Annotated in this window: 13 protein-coding genes and 2 tRNA genes; 13 read left to right on the top strand and 2 right to left on the bottom strand. The window is 58.6% G+C overall.

Going from position 1 to position 16,806, the window contains the following annotated elements; all coding sequences use genetic code 11:
- The first annotated feature begins 87 nt into the window (after positions 1 to 87).
- From GTQ55_RS10625 to GTQ55_RS10580, 10 genes are all read left to right on the top strand, one after another.
- Positions 88 to 164, top strand: a tRNA-Val gene (locus GTQ55_RS10625).
- Between the two features lie 117 nt (positions 165 to 281).
- Entirely contained in the window at positions 282 to 2,228 is a 1,947-nt protein-coding gene (thrS, locus tag GTQ55_RS10620; protein WP_161858703.1) for a threonine--tRNA ligase, read from the top strand.
- A 56-nt stretch (positions 2,229 to 2,284) separates the two neighbouring features.
- Complete coding sequence (gene infC, locus GTQ55_RS10615; RefSeq protein ID WP_161858702.1) at positions 2,285 to 2,812, top strand: translation initiation factor IF-3; 528 nt, start codon at positions 2,285 to 2,287, stop codon at positions 2,810 to 2,812.
- Between the two features lie 144 nt (positions 2,813 to 2,956).
- On the top strand, positions 2,957 to 3,151 hold the full coding sequence (gene rpmI / locus GTQ55_RS10610) for a 50S ribosomal protein L35 (RefSeq protein WP_010131383.1): 195 nt from the start codon (positions 2,957 to 2,959) through the stop codon (positions 3,149 to 3,151).
- A 36-nt stretch (positions 3,152 to 3,187) separates the two neighbouring features.
- Positions 3,188 to 3,547 carry a 50S ribosomal protein L20 gene (gene rplT / locus GTQ55_RS10605; RefSeq protein WP_010131381.1) on the top strand — a complete coding sequence of 120 codons (360 nt, stop codon included), beginning with the start codon at positions 3,188 to 3,190 and terminating at the stop codon, positions 3,545 to 3,547.
- Between the two features lie 185 nt (positions 3,548 to 3,732).
- A complete protein-coding gene (pheS, locus tag GTQ55_RS10600) occupies positions 3,733 to 4,746 on the top strand; it encodes a phenylalanine--tRNA ligase subunit alpha (RefSeq protein WP_161858701.1) in 1,014 nt (337 codons plus the stop codon).
- Between the two features lie 79 nt (positions 4,747 to 4,825).
- A complete protein-coding gene (gene pheT / locus GTQ55_RS10595; protein ID WP_161858700.1) occupies positions 4,826 to 7,210 on the top strand; it encodes a phenylalanine--tRNA ligase subunit beta in 2,385 nt (794 codons plus the stop codon).
- A 132-nt stretch (positions 7,211 to 7,342) separates the two neighbouring features.
- Positions 7,343 to 7,648 (top strand): integration host factor subunit alpha, encoded by a 306-nt coding sequence (gene ihfA / locus GTQ55_RS10590; RefSeq protein WP_043315900.1) that lies wholly within the window; start codon positions 7,343 to 7,345, stop codon positions 7,646 to 7,648.
- Positions 7,629 to 7,994, top strand: coding sequence for a MerR family transcriptional regulator (locus GTQ55_RS10585; RefSeq protein WP_078086023.1), 366 nt, complete (start codon positions 7,629 to 7,631; stop codon positions 7,992 to 7,994). Before ihfA ends, GTQ55_RS10585 begins: the two co-directional genes overlap by 20 nt.
- Positions 7,995 to 8,131: 137 nt before the next feature.
- Positions 8,132 to 8,208, top strand: a tRNA-Pro gene (locus GTQ55_RS10580).
- Positions 8,209 to 8,274: 66 nt separating this feature from the next.
- Here the strand turns inward: GTQ55_RS10580 and GTQ55_RS10575 are convergent.
- Complete coding sequence (locus GTQ55_RS10575) at positions 8,275 to 10,461, bottom strand: Ig-like domain-containing protein (RefSeq protein WP_161858699.1); 2,187 nt, start codon at positions 10,459 to 10,461, stop codon at positions 8,275 to 8,277.
- Between the two features lie 400 nt (positions 10,462 to 10,861).
- Between GTQ55_RS10575 and GTQ55_RS10570 the strand changes: the two genes are divergently transcribed.
- A complete protein-coding gene (locus GTQ55_RS10570; protein ID WP_161858698.1) occupies positions 10,862 to 12,466 on the top strand; it encodes a 5-guanidino-2-oxopentanoate decarboxylase in 1,605 nt (534 codons plus the stop codon).
- 59 nt (positions 12,467 to 12,525) lie between these two features.
- Positions 12,526 to 13,704 (top strand): pyridoxal phosphate-dependent aminotransferase, encoded by a 1,179-nt coding sequence (locus GTQ55_RS10565; RefSeq protein ID WP_161858697.1) that lies wholly within the window; start codon positions 12,526 to 12,528, stop codon positions 13,702 to 13,704.
- A 70-nt stretch (positions 13,705 to 13,774) separates the two neighbouring features.
- Here GTQ55_RS10565 and nhaC read toward each other — a convergent pair whose 3' ends face one another.
- The gene (gene nhaC / locus GTQ55_RS10560; RefSeq protein ID WP_161858696.1) at positions 13,775 to 15,301 is read right to left on the bottom strand and encodes a Na+/H+ antiporter NhaC; all 1,527 of its coding nucleotides are present in this window, start codon (positions 15,299 to 15,301) and stop codon (positions 13,775 to 13,777) included.
- A gap of 279 nt (positions 15,302 to 15,580) precedes the next feature.
- On the opposite strand from nhaC, the gene GTQ55_RS10555 reads away from it, so the two are divergent.
- Complete coding sequence (locus GTQ55_RS10555; protein ID WP_161858695.1) at positions 15,581 to 16,792, top strand: acetyl-CoA C-acetyltransferase; 1,212 nt, start codon at positions 15,581 to 15,583, stop codon at positions 16,790 to 16,792.
- The last annotated feature ends 14 nt before the right edge of the window (positions 16,793 to 16,806 follow it).

The raw sequence follows: 16,806 nt of genomic DNA, 5'->3' as shown, positions 1-16,806 counted from the left end.
TGTTGAAATGCCAAAAAGCTGGTGCTAAAGTTCGCGTCCTCTGCAGCGGGGCCTGTTTTATTGAGCATCCCCAGTCTGCCAGTCTTTAGACCCGTAGCTCAGTTGGTTAGAGCGCTGCCTTGACATGGCAGAGGTCAGCAGTTCAAATCTGCTCGGGTCTACCAATTTCCCGCGAGTTTTTTCGTCTAAGCTGAGTTAACTCGCTTCGGGCTTCCCGCCCGCCATCACCATGAATCATGCGGTCTTTCGTAGGGGTCGCCACTGATAGATAAGGAAGTGCAATGCCTGTTGTCACCCTCCCTGACGGTTCCCGTCGCGAATTCTCCAATCCTGTTTCCGTATTCGACGTAGCCAACGATATTGGTCCGGGTCTGGCGAAAGCTGCCTTGGCTGGCGTGGTCGACGGTAAGGAAGTGGATACCAGTTTTGTCATCGATCACGATGCGAACCTCGCCATCGTGACCGAGCGCCAGCCCGAAGGGCTGGAAATCATCCGTCATTCCACCGCGCACCTGCTGGCCCAGGCGGTCAAGCAGCTGTATCCCGGTGCCCAGGTCACCATCGGCCCGGTCATTGAAGACGGCTTCTATTACGATTTCGCCTACGAGCGACAGTTCACGCCGGAAGATCTCGAGAAAATCGAGAAGCGCATGGAAGAGCTGGCCAAGGAAGATCTTCCTGTGAGCCGCCGCCTGCTGCCCCGCGACGACGCGGTCAAATACTTCCGTGAGCTGGGTGAGGAATACAAGGCGGAGATCATCGCCAGCATTCCCACCAATGAAGATATCTCGCTGTACCGCCAGGGCGACTTTGAAGACCTGTGCCGCGGCCCGCATGTGCCGTCTACCGGCAAGCTCAAGGCCTTCAAGCTGACCAAGGTGGCCGGCGCCTACTGGCGCGGCGATGCCAAAAACGAAATGCTGACCCGTGTATACGGCACAGCCTGGGCCAACAAGAAAGAGCTCAAGGCGTACCTGCACCGCATTGCGGAGGCGGAAAAGCGCGATCACCGCAAGCTGGCGAAGAAGTTTGACCTGTTCCATATTCAGGAAGAAGCGCCGGGCATGGTGTTCTGGCACCCGAATGGCTGGACCGTGTACAGCACCATTGAGCAGTACATGCGCAACCGCCAGCGCGAGCGCGGCTATAAAGAGATCAAGACCCCGCAGTTGGTGGATTTCTCCCTGTGGCAGAAGTCCGGTCACGCTGACAAGTTCGGCGACGACATGTTTACTCTGGAAAGTGACGAGCGCCAGTTCGCGATCAAGCCCATGAACTGCCCCTGTCACGTACAGGTGTTCAACCAGGGCCTGCGCAGCTACCGGGACCTGCCACTGCGTCTCGCGGAGTTCGGTTCCTGCCACCGCAGCGAGCCGTCTGGTTCCCTGCACGGCCTGATGCGCGTGCGCGGCTTTGTACAGGACGATGGCCACATCTTCTGTACCGAAGACCAGATCCAGTCGGAAGTGTCCGAGTTTATGGACCTGCTGCACGCGGTATACAAAGACTTCGGCTTCGAAGAGGTGATTTACCGCCTCTCGACCCGCCCGGAACAGCGCGTCGGCTCCGACGAAAGCTGGGATAAGGCGGAGAAAGCGCTGGCGGACGCGCTGAATGCGGCCGACCTGCCGTGGGAAGAGCTGCCGGGCGAGGGTGCCTTCTACGGGCCCAAGATCGAATTCTCGCTGAAAGACTGCCTCGGCCGTGTATGGCAGTGCGGTACTATTCAGGTCGACTTCTCCATGCCGGGCCGCCTCGACGCCCAGTATGTGGCGGAAGATGGTTCCCGCCAGACGCCGGTCATGCTGCACCGCGCGACCCTTGGGTCGTTCGAGCGCTTTATCGGCATTCTGATCGAGAACTACGAGGGCGCCTTCCCGACCTGGCTGGCTCCCCAGCAGGTGGCGGTGCTGAATATCACCGATCGCCAGTCCGAATACTGTCGCGATCTCGAGGCCAAGCTTGGCGCGGAAGGCTTCCGTGCAGCTGCTGACTTGAGAAACGAGAAGATCGGCTTTAAAATCCGCGAGCACACGCTTCAGCGTGTTCCTTATCTGCTGGTGATCGGCGATAAGGAAGTGGAAAATCAGACGGTCGCCGTGCGGACACGTAGCGGTGAGGACCTCGGAACCATGACTTATGAGTCATTCCTGGAGCTCCTCAGCCAAGATGTGGATCGCCGCGGCCGTTCGTCTATTGAGAGCGCCACTGAAAGTGCAGATGCCTAAGGCGCCTCGATAGACATTTTTATAAATAACCGGAGACGAGTGTTATTAAACGAGATATGAAAGGAAAGTCCAAGAAGGCCCGTATCAATGATCAGATCGAGGCGTCGCAACTGCGACTGATTGGTGCGGATGGTGAACAGGTTGGTATTGTCTCTCTGGATGAGGCACTTGAATTGGCCCAGAAAGCCAGCCTGGATCTCGTTGAAATTGCTTCGGACTCCGATCCCATCGTCTGTAAGATCATGGACTATGGTAAGCACATTTTTGAGGCCAAAAAGGCCAAAAATGCGGCTAAAAAGAAACAAAAGCAGCAGCAGATCAAGGAAATGAAGTTCCGTCCCGGTACCGATATCGGCGACTACCAGATCAAGCTGCGCAACCTGACCCGCTTCCTCGAAGCTGGGGACAAGGCGAAAGTATCCCTGCGCTTCCGCGGCCGTGAAATGGCCCACCAGGAGCTGGGAATGGAAATGATGCAGCGCATCGAGAAAGATCTCGAGGAGCTGGGTACTGTGGAGCAGCGGCCGAAAATGGAAGGCCGCCAGATGATCATGGTGATTGCTCCCAGTAAGAAGAAAAAGTAAGACCCAGGGTTTAATATCCTGAGTCTTCTTTTCGGGAAGTGATCGGGCGACGGCTGCCTTCTCACTCCCGCACAGTCGCAGGCCTCGGCCTGTGGCCTATTAACAAAGCCCATTCGTGGGCCATTATTCAATTTGGAGTACAAAATGCCGAAAGCAAAAGTACATTCTGGCGCTGCCAAGCGTTTCAAGAAGACCGCTTCGGGCTACAAGCACAAGCACGCGAACAAGAGCCACATCCTCACCAAGATGACCACCAAGCGTAAGCGTCAGCTGCGCGGCACCAACACTTTGAACAAGTCTGATGCCACCCTGGTCGATCGTATGCTGCGCGCCAAGTAATTGGCTGCACACGTAAAGTTTTAAGAGGATATTGTTATGGCCCGTGTAAAACGTGGTGTAGTGGCGCGTCGTAGTCACAAGAAAATTCTGAAGCAGGCTAAAGGTTATTACGGTGCGCGTTCGCGTGTATTCCGCGTAGCCAAGCAGGCAGTCATCAAAGCTGGTCAGTACGCTTACCGCGACCGTCGCGTTAAGAAGCGTAACTTCCGCGCTCTGTGGATCACGCGTATCAACGCCCAGTCCCGCGCTGAAGGCCTGAGCTACAGCCGACTGATTGCCGGCCTGAAGAAGGCAGATATCGCACTGGATCGCCGTGTTCTGGCTGATCTGGCGGTATACGATAAAGCCGCTTTTGCTGCCGTAGTTGAAAAAGCCAAGGCAGCCCTGGCAGCTTAATTAGCGCCTGCAGAATAAATCGGCCCGCAAGGGCGGATTTGTGCTTTAAGAATAGGGAAGGGCTGTTTGGCTCTTCCCTATTTTTTTATCAGCTATATACAAAAATTTTCGCCGTGCCCGGCAGTTAGGATCGGGTCGGCCAATAACATCAATTGTCACTCATCGATCAGAACGAGAAGGTTTCAATGCAAGAATTGCAGTCCCTCACCGAGCAGGCGCTGGCACTGGTAGAAGAGGCCAGTGATCTGGCAGCTCTGGACCAGGTGCGGGTAGATTACCTGGGGAAAAAAGGCCAGATCACCGCATTGCTGAAAGGCCTGGGCAAGCTCTCTGCGGAAGAGCGCCCGGCAGCAGGGGCCAAGATCAACGAGGCCAAGCAGCAGGTGCAGGTGGCGATCAACGCCCGCCGCGAAGCGATGGAAAAAGCCGCCATCGAAGAAAAGCTGGCCAAGGAAACCATCGACGTCACCTTGCCCGGCCGCGGTGAAGAGCAGGGCAGCATGCACCCCATCACCCGCACCCTGCGCCGCATCGAAGAAATTTTCCAGCGCCTCGGGTTCTCCGTGGAGCAGGGCCCGGAAGTGGAGGGCGACTACTACAACTTCGAAGCCCTGAACATTCCCGCGCACCACCCGGCGCGTGCGATGCACGACACCTTCTACATCGATCCCACGACGGTTCTGCGGACGCACACCTCATCCGTGCAGATCCGCACCATGGAAAAAACCAATCCGCCGCTGCGCATTATCTGCCCCGGCCGCGTATACCGCTGCGATTCCGACGTCACTCACTCGCCGATGTTCCATCAGGTCGAGGGCCTGGTGATCGATGAGGGCGTGAGCTTTGCGCACCTGAAGGGCTGTATTGACCAGTTCCTGAAAGCCTTCTTTGAAGCCGATGTGCCGGTGCGCTTCCGTCCGTCCTACTTCCCGTTCACCGAGCCGTCCGCCGAGGCGGATATCCAGTGCACCAACTGTGGCGGTGAAGGCTGCCGCGTGTGCTCCGGTACCGGCTGGCTGGAAATTCTCGGCTGCGGCATGGTGCACCCGAACGTATTCGCCTCCTGCGATATCGACAGTGAAAAGTACTCCGGTTTTGCCTTTGGCCTCGGGGTAGAGCGCATGGCCATGCTGCGTTACGGCGTCAACGACCTGCGCCTGTTCTTCGACAACGACCTGCGCTTCCTCAAGCAGTTCTAAGCGGAAGTAACGTCGTAGGGGCCTGCTTGCAGGTGAACAGCGCAAAGCGCACAAAAGAATTCAGAATTAGAGATCTTTTATGAAATTCAGCAATGCCTGGTTGCGGGAGTGGGTAAACCCGGACCTGACAGCACAACAGCTGGCCGACCAGATCACCATGGCTGGCCTGGAAGTGGACGCCGTAGAAGCCGTTGCCGGCGCGTTTTCCGGTGTGGTGGTTGGTGAGATCGTCGCCTGTGAACAGCATCCGGACGCCGACAAGCTGCGCGTTTGCCAGGTGCAGGGACATCCGGAAGGGCCGATGCAGGTCGTGTGTGGCGCGCCCAATGCGCGTGTCGGTATCAAGATCCCGTTCGCACTGGTTGGCGCCAAGCTGCCGGGCGATTTCAAAATCAAGAAAGCCAAGCTGCGCGGTGTCGAGAGCTTCGGCATGCTGTGTGCCCAGACCGAACTGGAACTGGGCGATGACAGCGACGGCATCTGGGAACTCCCGGCCGACGCAACCACCGGCACCGACCTGCGGGAATACCTGCAGCTCGACGACAGCACCATTGAAGTGGACCTAACCCCCAACCGCTCCGACTGCCTCGGCGTTGCCGGCATCGCGCGGGAAGTGGGTGTACTGAACCGCTGCGAAGTCACCGAGCCCGCCATCGAGCCGGTGGCTCCGGTTATTGACGACAGCCTGCAGGTTTCCCTGCTCGCCGAAGAGGCCTGCCCGCGCTACGTCGGCCGGGTAATCCGCAATATCGACATCACCGCCACCACGCCACTGTGGATGCAGGAGCGCCTGCGCCGCAGCGGCCTGCGCAGCATCGACCCGGTGGTGGACGTAACCAACTACGTCCTGCTGGAGCTGGGCCAGCCCATGCACGCCTTCGACCTCGCCAAGCTGACCGGCGGCATCAAGGTACGTATGGCCGAGCAGGGCGAGAAGCTGACCCTGCTGGACGAGCAGGAAGTGGAGCTGAAAGCGGATACGCTGCTGATCGCCGACGACAAGGGCCCGCTGGCCATCGCCGGTGTGATGGGCGGCCTGGATTCCTCGGTTACCGGTGCCACCAAAGACATTTTCCTGGAGAGCGCCTTCTTCAGCCCGCTGGCGATTGCCGGCAAGGCGCGCTCCTACGGCCTGCACACCGATTCCTCCCACCGTTTCGAGCGCGGCGTCGACTACCGCCTGCAAGAGAAGGCGGTCGAGCGCGCAACCCAGCTGCTGCTGGAGATCGTCGGTGGTGAACCGGGCCCGGTACACCTGCGTGAAGTGATCGAAGCCATGCCCGCCGAGCGCAGAATCAACCTGCGCCGCGCGCGCGTGCAGTCCGGTCTCGGTATCGACATGCCGGACAGCGACATCGTCGAGATCATCACCCGCCTGGGCCTGGAGAAGCTCTCCGAAGACGCCGAAGGCTGGACCTTCCTGGTGCCCAGCTTCCGCTTTGATATCGCGATTGAAGCGGACCTGCTGGAAGAGCTGGCACGGGTATACGGCTACAACCGCATCCCCAGCGTCAGCTTCAATGCCGCCCTCGACATCGTGCCCCGCGATGAAGCCACCGTGGCCCAGAACCGCCTGGAGCAGACCCTGCTGGCGCGCGGTTATCAGGAGGCCATCACCTTCAGCTTTATCGACCGTGAGGCCTCCGCCAAATTCGATCCGGACGTAGAGCCGGTGGCCCTGCAGAACCCGATCAGCGCGGAGCTCTCGGTGATGCGCACCACCCTGATGGCAGGGCTGGTCAAGGCGCTGCAGTACAACCTGAACCGCCAGCAGGACCGCCTGCGCCTGTTCGAAACCGGCCTGCGCTTCGTGCCCGGCGCGAATGGTGAAGCCCTGAAGCAGGAGCGCATGATTGCGGGCCTGGTGTATGGCACTCGTCAGCCGGAAGGCTGGACCGGCAGTAAAGACCTGGTGGACTTCTACGACGTAAAAGCCGATGTAGAGGCACTGCTGGCGCACTACGACGCCGAGGCAGAGTTCTCCTTCGCGCCTGCCAAGCACCCGGCGCTGCACCCGGGGCAGTGTGCCCAGGTACTGCGCAACGGTGAGCCGGTAGGCACCCTCGGCGCGCTGCACCCGCAGCTGCAGCAGGCGTTTGACCTGCCCAAGGCCGCGTTCTTGTTTGAGCTCAGCCTGGATGGCCTGGGGCAGGCGGTGATCCCCGCATTCGCCCCGCTGTCCAAGTTCCCGGAAGTGCGCCGCGACCTGGCCATTCTGGCAGACGTCGAGACCCCGGTCGGCCAGTTGGCAGAATCCGCGGTCAAGGCGGCCGGCGAATATTTGACGGACTTCAACATTTTTGACGTCTATCAGGGCAAAGGCATTGATTTTAATAGAAAAAGTGTCGCCATGGGCTTGACCTTTCAGCATCCCTCGCGCACCCTTAACGACGAAGAAATCAATGCCGCCGTCGAAGCGGTGGTTTCTGAGCTAGAACAAAAATACAACGCCAGCCTGCGCTAAACCGGTCTATGCTCCGGGATACGCAAGTTGACGAGCGTATCCCGAGAGCGTCTGCCTCCGGGTTACAAGCCAACGCGGTACCAGGCTTAAAAACCGGGAGTCGACGCCTCTGAATCTGTTGGGCAGGAACCAATGACAGAGGCACTGACCAAGGCCGGGCTCGCCGAGAAGTTGTACGAAGAGCTGGGTTTCAACAAGCGCGAAGCTAAAGAAATCGTCGAATATTTCTTCGAGGAAATTCGCAACGCCCTTGAAAATAACGAGCAGGTCAAACTGTCGGGGTTTGGCAATTTCGACCTGCGTGACAAAAGTCAGCGTCCGGGACGGAACCCGAAGACTGGCGAAGAAATCCCCATATCTGCGAGAAGGGTGGTTACCTTCAAGCCGGGGCAAAAACTCAAGGCACGAGTAGAAGAAGATGCTGGAAGCGAGTCATAACAGCGAACTCCCGGTAATCCCGGGGAAGCGCTATTTCACCATCGGTGAGGTCAGCGAGCTGTGTGCAGTCAAACCTCATGTACTGCGCTACTGGGAACAGGAATTCCCTCAGCTAAGCCCGGTGAAACGCCGCGGCAACCGCCGATATTACCAACACCAGGATGTCATCCTCATCCGCCAGATCCGCGCACTTCTGTACGAGGAAGGCTACACCATCGGTGGCGCCCGCCTACAGATGGAGAGCGGCAGTTCCGAAAAAGTACAGACCGTACAGCTGCAACAGGTGATCCCGCAGATGATCGCCGAGCTGGAAGGGGTGCTGGAATTGCTGGAAGTGGAAGCCTGATCTAACCTGAGTCAAAAAGGCGCAAAACAGGCTTGCATTCCCACCGTACTTCGGTATGATTTGCGCCTCATCGCAAAGCGATGCCCCTTATAAATCAAGCACTTACGTCATTTTGACCGCTCGATTTATATCTCCATCGGAGTGTAGCGCAGCCTGGTAGCGCACCACACTGGGGGTGTGGTGGTCGTCGGTTCAAATCCGGCCACTCCGACCATTATTCACGTTGAGATATCAATGACTTTAAAGCCCGCCATTAAGCGGGCTTTTTTGTTTCTGAAGTTTATTGAAAAACAAAGCCGGTATCCTGCAGTCCCCCTGGTTCCTGTCCACCCCACAGGATAAATCGGTCGCCGGCCCATATTGAGGTAGCGTCGCTTCGGGATGCGGGGCCGCCGAGTACTTCAACCGGTTGCCAAGTGTCGTTGGTCGGGTCGTAGAGATAGCCTCCGCGAGTATTGTTGATCCACGCAAACAGCTGTGAACCGGTCCAGTGCAGCTGTAGCCCCTGGTTGCCAAGATAGGGTTCACATAAGTTCTCCGAGCTGCGCCAGCTATCGCCAAGGGGGTCGTATGCTTGCAGGGTGGGAATATTGGTGGGGAAGTCGTTGCTATCCAGTGTCGCCGGCAGGCCGCCATCCCACAACAGCATTTCCTTGCCGGTCCAGATGGCCGAGGCAGTGCCGTGAATACTGGTTGTGGCATTTGCCAGTGGTGTCCAGGTGTCGATAGCCGGGTTGTATCGGTAGCCATTACTCAGATAGGTTCCGGATGGGTCCTGTCCACCCCAGATCAGCAGTTCGTCCCCGGTCCAGACATAGGCCATACCGACCCGTGCAGAGGGCGCATTGAGGCTTGCTATGGGCGTCCAGCGATCACTGCTGGGATCGTAGCGTCCGCCGCTATCTAACGCGTTACCGGAGATGCCCACACCGCCCCAGACAATCATTTCGCTACCGGTCCAGATTGCCAAGTGCTGCTTGCGTGGTGTCGGCGCGTCAACAGTGCTGGTGGGCAGCCAGGAATCGGTATCCGGTGCGTAGCGGGCGCCGGTATCGGTGTTGCCTCCCCAGAGAATGATCTCACTTCCAGTGAATACCGCAGTGTGCTCACTGAATGGAGTAGCCCCTTTGGTGTTTGTCGGCGTCCAGGAGTTGGTTGTGGGGTGGTAACTCCCTCCGGTATTTGTCACTACAAACTGGCCGGCACTAGGTAGCCAACCGTAGCCACCCAGAACGATCATTTCTGTGCCAGTCCAAGTTGCGGTGTGGCCGCGTCGTGCAAAGGGCACATTTTCGCTGGAAGTTTGGCTCCATGTGCCCACACCGAGCTCGGCGAGAGTCCTGAAGCCCCAGCGAAACTCCTGCCCCAGCGGGTTGCCGGCTAGATCGGTTATGCTGGCCGCAAGTGTCGCTTCATAACCGGTATCGCTTAGCAGTGGGAACTGGGGCTCTAGGAAAATGCCGCTGCCCTCATGGCGTGTCGCTGCTTCTATTGCGGCTCCCGTCTCATCTGTCAGGCTAAAACTATCAGTATTGATGTTCCGGGTGTCGAGGGCTTCGTCAAACTCAGCAACCAGCACGGTCGTTGGCGGCACGCAGCTGGAGTCAGGTGTGGGGCTGACCCGGGCGACCTGTGGCGGGGTGATATCGGGGTTTTTGGCTGTCGCGAAGGTCCAGCTGAAGTCTTGTCCCATGATGTTGCCACCGAAGGCATCCTCCACCTGGCCATTGATGGTGGCGCGGTAAATGGTTGAATAGTTCAGGTCTGTATAGGGGGAGAAATTCCAGAGATAGCTGTATACGCCCTTGTTGTAGTTCTTTTCGTAACCAACGTGCCCTTCGACAAAAGTACCAGTGTCAGTGTTCTGCAGTGTGAAACGGCTGCTGGTCAGGCTGTTTGGAAGCATGCCTTCGCTGAACTTGACCTGGAGGTTGCCGTAAATAGGGAAGTCATCTGCATTGGTTTCGGGCGCAGTACTGATGATTACCGGGGCTACGAGGTCTTGGTTACGTGTAACGGACAGGTGGGCGGTTCCGCTATTGCCGATATTGTCAGTGACAGTAATACGGATGTCGTTTTCGCCGAGTTGCAGGTCGATAGTGCCGTAGGTGATGGTCCACTGGGAGCCCCACTGCAGGCCGAGAAAAGTGCTCTGACAGAACGACCCGATACCACCGGTGCCAGTCTGGCCTGTGGAACGATTGGACCAGGTGAGTTTAAGTTTGGTCGGAAATACGTTCTTGCAATCGACGTTGCCAGGTGAGGTGAAGGCGGTACCAGAGATTTCTAGCGATGGCTGGATGGTGCTGTAGCTCCCGCTACCGTTGATGGGCTCACGGATGTCTACGTAAGTTGAAATACCCGTTGAGTCGGAATCGGCATCGCCTGAACTTCCATCACCACCACTGCCACAAGCGCTGCACAGTAGAAAAATGATGGCAATCATCGGTATGTGGAACCTCATCATCGCTCTCTCCTTTGAGTTAAAGCGTTGGAACCACGGTGTCTCTCACTGCGGAAAGTGAAAGACACTCAATTTTCCCAAACAATGTGGGGCGGGGAATCAGGGACTACTGTTTTTATTGAGCAATATTCGATCTTTTTGTCCCATGATTTTTCCATAACCCAAACGCTTTGGGTAGGCAGGATGTGAACTCATCAATTACTGCAAAGTATATTCGCGCCATTTGCACCGTCTGCTCTCACCTTGCCCATTTAAAGTAACGATTGTTCTATGCAGGTATTCGTCATCGGTCTGAAATTTATCTGTTTTTGGCGGTAGCAGTTTTGTGTAAGACCCTCAATTTGAGCTTTTTTCTACGCACCCGTAGCATTGGGCCTCCGATAGAACAATAAGTGGTAGAAGTATGGCGGTAACCGCGGGTGTGGCACTGGTAAAACTGCTGCAGAACTATGGTGTAGACACAGTTTTTGGTATCCCCGGGGTGCATACCCTGGAGCTTTATCGGGGCTTGCCGGAGACTGATATCCGCCATGTGCTGACGCGTCACGAGCAGGGCGCTGGTTTCATGGCCGATGGCTATGCGCGGGTTACCGGCAAGCCCGGTGTGTGTTTTCTGATCACCGGGCCCGGGCTTACCAATGCCGCCACCGCCATCGGCCAGGCCTATTCCGATTCGGTGCCGATGCTGGTGATCACCAGCGTCAATGAAACCCATACACTGGGCAAGGGCCGTGGGCGCTTGCATGAAACCAAAGACCAGCGCGCGATCACCGCACCGCTTACCGCCTTCAGTGCCACCGCGCGCACGCCCGAAGACCTCCCCGACCTGATCGCACGCGCTTTTGCCGTGTTCAACAGCCAGCGCCGGCGCCCGGTGCATATCGAAGTGCCGATGGATGTACTGGCTGCGCCGGTGGCCCGCGACTGGAGCGGTGAAGTGGCGCTCAGTGCGCGGCGTCCGGCGCCCTGTGCCGACGATATCGAGCGCGCGGCGGCGCTGCTGGCCGCGGCAAAGCGGCCGCTGATCATTGCCGGCGGCGGTGCGGTAAATGCTGCAAGCGAGCTGCAGGCGCTTGCAGAGGCGGCGCAGGTGCCGCTATTCACCACCGTTGCTGGCAAGGGTATTTTGCCGGCAGCGCACCCGCTGTCAGGCGGTGCGACCCTGTGCACTCCGGCCGGTTGGGAACTGGTGGAGCAGGCTGACCTGGTACTGGCCATCGGTACCGAGTTGGCCGATACAGATATGTGGCGCGACACGCTGCCGATCACCGGCGACATTGTTCGCATCGATATCGATAGCGACAAAATGAATGATCTCTATCCGGCCGCATTGCCGATCGTGGCAGATAGCCATCAGGCGGTGAGCCTGCTGCTGGCTGCTTGGGGCGACCGCGCGCCGGTCACCCACAGCGACTGGCTGGCGCGGCTCCAGCAGCTGCCGGCGCAGGTGCAGCACGGGCATGCGGCACTGCAGCAACAGCACCAGCAGGTGCTCGACTGTATTGCCGAAGTGCTGCCAGAAGACGCGCTGGTGGCAACGGATATGACCCAGATTGCCTATACCGGAAATTATGTATTCCCCAGAAACCGGCCGCGCCAGTGGTTGCACCCCACCGGGTACGGGACTCTGGGTTACGGACTGCCCGCGGGCATCGGTGCCAAAATTGCCGCGCCGGCGCAGCCTGCACTGGTCATCGCCGGGGACGGCGGCTTTCTGTATACCGTGCAGGAGCTGGCTACGGCGGTGGAGGAGGTCGACACCGCGCTGGTGGTCTTGATCTACAACAATGCAAGCCTGGGACAGATCCGCGACGATATGCTGGAGCGCAATATCGAGCCGGTGGGTGTGTTGCCGCGCAACCCGGATTTTATTGGACTCGCGCGCGCGTTTGGCTGCCAGGTTTATCAGCCCGGGTCGCTGCAGGGGCTGGCCGGTGATCTGCAGCAGGCGTTCGCGTTCTCCGGTGTGAGCTTTATTGAGGTCGACGCCGAAAGGCTGTTCATCTGAGTGGCGGTACCCAGCCGGCGTTGGTAAACCATCAAGTTAGATAACAAGAAAACAGTGGTATGAAGTATTCAGACGTAACCCGGCGCATTGCCGGCGAGGGCTCCAGTGCCTGGGACATTCACTTCCGTGCCCAGGAGCGGGTGGCTGCGGGCGAGGATGTCGTAATTTTGTCGGTGGGTGACCCGGATTTCGCGACCCCGGCACCGATTGTGGAAACCGCCTGCGCCGAGTTGCGCGCCGGTGCCACCCACTATGCGGATCACCGCGGCGAGCCGGAACTGCAACAGGTGCTGGCCGCTCGCCACAGTGCCAGGGTCGGTGTGGCCACCGAACCAGAGCAGGTGGTGGTGGTGGCAGGCGCGCAGTGCGGGTTGTATGTGGCGGCGCAGTGCCTGCTTAATCCCGGCGATGAGATCATTGTGCCGGAGCCCATGTATGTCACTTACGAGGCGTTCCTGCAGGCCACCGGGGCCCGTGTGGTGAATGTGCCATTGCAGCCCGAGCAGCACTTCAATCTCGACCCTGCCGCGATTGCGGCAAAGGTCACCGACCGCACCCGTGCCATCCTGATCAATAGCCCCCATAACCCTACCGGTGCTGCCGTGGATGCAGACACCTGGCGTGTGCTGGCGGAACTGTGCCAACAGCATGACCTGTGGTTGATCACCGATGAGGTCTACGCAGACCTGATGTTTGAAGGCGAGCACTTTCACCCGGCGCAGCTGCCGGGTATGCGGGAGCGTACGGTGACAGTTTCCAGCCTGTCCAAGTCCCATGCGATGACCGGCTGGCGGCTGGGGTGGGTAATTGGCCCGCGCGAGTTTGCCCGCCATGCCGGGAACCTTACCCTGTGCATGCTTTACGGCAGCCCTGCGTTTGTACAACGTGCAGCGGTGACCGCGCTCACGTCGGAGCTACCCGAACTGGAAGCCATGCATCAGGTGTATCGGCGCCGGAGGGATCTGATGGTCGCGCGCGTTGCGTCCATGCCCGGCATTCGCTGCCACACGCCTGCCGGCGGTATGTTCATGATGCTGGATATCCGCGCGCTGGGTGTGAGTGCAGAAACCTTCGCTGCGCGCCTGTTAGACGAATTCGGGGTATCGGTACTGGTGGGCGAGGCCTTCGGACCCAGTGCGCGGGGGCATGTGCGGGCGAGCTTCTGTGTCAGTGAAGAAGAACTGGAAAAAGCCTGCACACGCCTCGAAGCCTGTGCGCGGGCTTTTCTAGCGGAGTAGCCCTCTTCGAATAGTCTTACCGTGTGAGGCTGTCGCGCTGCTACGCACAGCGCGACAAATGCCCGCGGGCTTAGTTGCCGGCAAGCGCTTTTTCTTGTCCCAGCGTAGAGCTCTCCGAATTCCTGTTGGCTGCGATAGCGGCTTTTTCATGCTCGTCGAGTCGCGCAATGCGAATACCCAGGAAGCCATAGGCGAGTGCCACCAGCGGGTTGAGCAGGTTGAAAAAGCAGAACGGCAGGTAGGCCAGCGTGGCCACCTGCAGGGTGCCTGCCATATACACGCCGCAGGCGTTCCAGGGGATCAGCGGGGAGGTAATCGTACCGCCGTCTTCCAGGCTGCGCGACAGGTTCTTGCTGGCCAGCCCGCGCCTGCGGTACTCCGCCTTCCACATCTGACCGGGCAGCACGATCGAAAGATACTGGTCGCCCGTCAACACATTCACGCCCAGGCTGGTACCCATGGTGGTGGCGATCAGTGAGCCGGTGGAAGAAATCAGACGTGACAGTGCCTGCATCAGCAGGTCAATAAAACCAATCCGCTCCAGCACACCGGTCATCATCATTGATGCCAGTACCAGCCAGACCATATTCACCATGGATTGCATGCCACCGCGGGAAAGCAGGCTGTCTACCTGCTCGTGGCCGGTATGGATGGCAAAGCCGTCGTACAGGGTGATCCAGATAGCGCGTCCAAGCGCAGTTGCACCTTCAAGCTCGCGCAACGCCATGAAATGCCTGATGACGGGCATTTGTGTCAGCAGGGCGAAGACCGTCGCCACGATCGTTGCGCTGGTAATAGCCAGATATGCCGGCACTCTCTTTACTGCCAGCACCAGTAGCAGGATTACCGGAATGAGGTTGTACCAGGCAATGTCATAGGCTCCCTCGAGCGCCGCCAGGAAAGCGCCGACATGGCTTTGCTGGTTGTCATCGTGGCCGCCGCTCAGGCTCATGACAAAAAACAGTACAAGGGCGGCGGCAAAGCTCGGAACCGACACCCAGCTCATATGGCGGATATGCGAGAACAGCTCGCTACCGGCAATGGCCGGGGCCAGGTTGGTGGTCTCAGACAGGGGCGACATTTTGTCGCCGAAGTAAGCGCCGCTGACTACCGCTCCCGCGGTGATTGCCGGCGATAGTGAGAAGCCAAACGCCACACCTACCAGCGCGACACCAATGGTGGCGGCGGTCGTCCAGGAGCTGCCGATACACATGGCGACAATGGCGCAGATAAGGCAACAGGTAGGGTAAAACCACTGAGGGGAGAGTAGATTCATGCCCACATAGAGCAGGGTGGGCACGGCTCCGGAGAGCATCATGGCACCGATCAGCGCACCAATGGATAGAAAAATAATAATGGAGCCGCTGGTGCGGGCGGTGGAGCGGACAATGGACGATTCCAGTTCGTCCCAGTGGATCCCGTTTTTCAGGCCGACCAGCGCGGCGAGAAACCCGGTCATCATCATCGCCACCTGAGTGGCCCCAGCCAGGGAGTTGCTGCCAAACAGGCCGATGGCCCCTCCCAAAACCAGCAGTAAAACCGTTCCAATTAAAACCGCGTCGAGCGCACTGAGGTTGTGCTGCTTCGATTGATCCATGCCAACATCCAGGAATTATTGTGCTTTTTGTATCCCAGACAACGCCGGTGCCATCTGCGAAAATAACGCCTTACCCTAGCATGTCTTACTGTTGCGGCCTAATCGTCGGGCGCGGGCACATCAGCATATTCACTGCACATTCGTATTGTTACGAACGCCGGTCCAGCCCTTGAAGGCGCGAATAAATGCACTCGCCTCAGAGAAACCGGTTTTGTAGGCTATATCCTCTACCATTATCCGGGGTGACCTTGGTCTTCCCACAAACTCAGGGGCAACGCGATGGCGCAAAATACTGCGTATATCTACGAGGCAATTCGGACACCCAGGGGCAAGGGCAAGCGAGACGGCTCTCTGCACGAGGTGAAGCCGGTGGTGTTGGGAGCAAACCTGCTGGGCGAAATGCAGCAGCGATACGACCTGGACACCAGTTACGTCGACGATGTGGTGATGGGCTGTGTCTCGCCGGTCGGCGAACAGGGCGGTGATATTGCCAAGACCATGGTGCAGTACGCCGGCTGGGACGAGAGTGTTGCCGGGGTTCAGCTTGACCGCTTCTGCGCGTCCGGTCTGGAAGCGGTCAACCTTGCGGCGATGAAAATCGCTTCGGGGTGGGAGGAGCTGGTGGTGGCTGGGGGTGTCGAGTCCATGTCGCGTGTGCCTATGGGCGCAGCCGGCGGTGCCTGGCTCAATGATCCCGAGGTCAATATCAAGACCGGCGCGGTACCCCAGGGTATCGGTGCCGACACCATCGCTACGCTGGAGGGCTGGGGTCGAGAAGACGTGGACGCTTTCGCGCTCTCTTCACAACAGCGTGCGGCCCATGCCCGCGACAGTGGTTATTTCGATCGCTCGGTGGTGCCGGTGAAAGACCTCAATGGTGTCACCATTCTCGAACGCGACGAATTCATCAAGCCGGACTCCACCATGGAAGTTCTGGGTGGTTTGCGGCCCTCTTTTGCAAAGCTCGGCGACATGGGCTTCGACCAGCTGATGCTGCGCAAGTACCCGCAGATTCCACAAATTAATCACGTGCACACCCCGGGCAATTCGTCCGGGATTGTCGATGGCGCAGCGGCTGTGTTGATCGGCTCGGAACAGGCGGGGCGCGACCTCGGGCTGGTGCCGCGGGCCAGGGTGGTGGCGGCCGCGGTGCTTGCAACCGACCCCACCATCATGCTGATTGGACCGGGTCCAGCGGCGAAAAAAGTGCTGGCCAAGGCCGGTATGACCACGGCCGATATCGACCTGTTTGAAATCAACGAAGCGTTTGCCTCAGTGGCATTGCGCTTTATGCGGGACCTTGAGATCTCTCCCGAAATTACCAACGTCAATGGTGGTGCCATCGCTATGGGCCATCCACTCGGCGCGACCGGCGCCATGCTGGTAGGCACCATGGTGGATGAGCTGGAGCGCCGCAATCTCAAGCGCGGACTGGTGGCCCTGTGTGTGGGTGGTGGTCAGGGGATCGCAACTATTATCGAGCGCGTTTAACGCAGCAAGGGATC

Source organism: Microbulbifer hydrolyticus (assembly GCF_009931115.1).
GTDB lineage: Bacteria > Pseudomonadota > Gammaproteobacteria > Pseudomonadales > Cellvibrionaceae > Microbulbifer > Microbulbifer hydrolyticus.
The sequence above is the reverse complement of the archived record's forward strand: the minus strand, read 5'-3'. Positions and strand labels throughout refer to the sequence as shown.

Bases quoted from the DNA above. Each gene is read 5' to 3' on its own strand.
- rplT (WP_010131381.1), top strand. From the start codon at position 3,188: ATGGCCCGTGTAAAACGTGGTGTAGTGGCGCGTCGTAGTCACAAGAAA.
- thrS (WP_161858703.1), top strand. From the start codon at position 282: ATGCCTGTTGTCACCCTCCCTGACGGTTCCCGTCGCGAATTCTCCAAT.
- GTQ55_RS10565 (WP_161858697.1), top strand. From the start codon at position 12,526: ATGAAGTATTCAGACGTAACCCGGCGCATTGCCGGCGAGGGCTCCAGT.
- ihfA (WP_043315900.1), top strand. From the start codon at position 7,343: ATGACAGAGGCACTGACCAAGGCCGGGCTCGCCGAGAAGTTGTACGAA.
- pheS (WP_161858701.1), top strand. From the start codon at position 3,733: ATGCAAGAATTGCAGTCCCTCACCGAGCAGGCGCTGGCACTGGTAGAA.
- GTQ55_RS10570 (WP_161858698.1), top strand. From the start codon at position 10,862: ATGGCGGTAACCGCGGGTGTGGCACTGGTAAAACTGCTGCAGAACTAT.
- GTQ55_RS10575 (WP_161858699.1), bottom strand. From the start codon at position 10,461: ATGATGAGGTTCCACATACCGATGATTGCCATCATTTTTCTACTGTGC.
- rpmI (WP_010131383.1), top strand. From the start codon at position 2,957: ATGCCGAAAGCAAAAGTACATTCTGGCGCTGCCAAGCGTTTCAAGAAG.
- GTQ55_RS10555 (WP_161858695.1), top strand. From the start codon at position 15,581: ATGGCGCAAAATACTGCGTATATCTACGAGGCAATTCGGACACCCAGG.
- pheT (WP_161858700.1), top strand. From the start codon at position 4,826: ATGAAATTCAGCAATGCCTGGTTGCGGGAGTGGGTAAACCCGGACCTG.
- infC (WP_161858702.1), top strand. From the start codon at position 2,285: ATGAAAGGAAAGTCCAAGAAGGCCCGTATCAATGATCAGATCGAGGCG.
- nhaC (WP_161858696.1), bottom strand. From the start codon at position 15,301: ATGGATCAATCGAAGCAGCACAACCTCAGTGCGCTCGACGCGGTTTTA.
- GTQ55_RS10585 (WP_078086023.1), top strand. From the start codon at position 7,629: ATGCTGGAAGCGAGTCATAACAGCGAACTCCCGGTAATCCCGGGGAAG.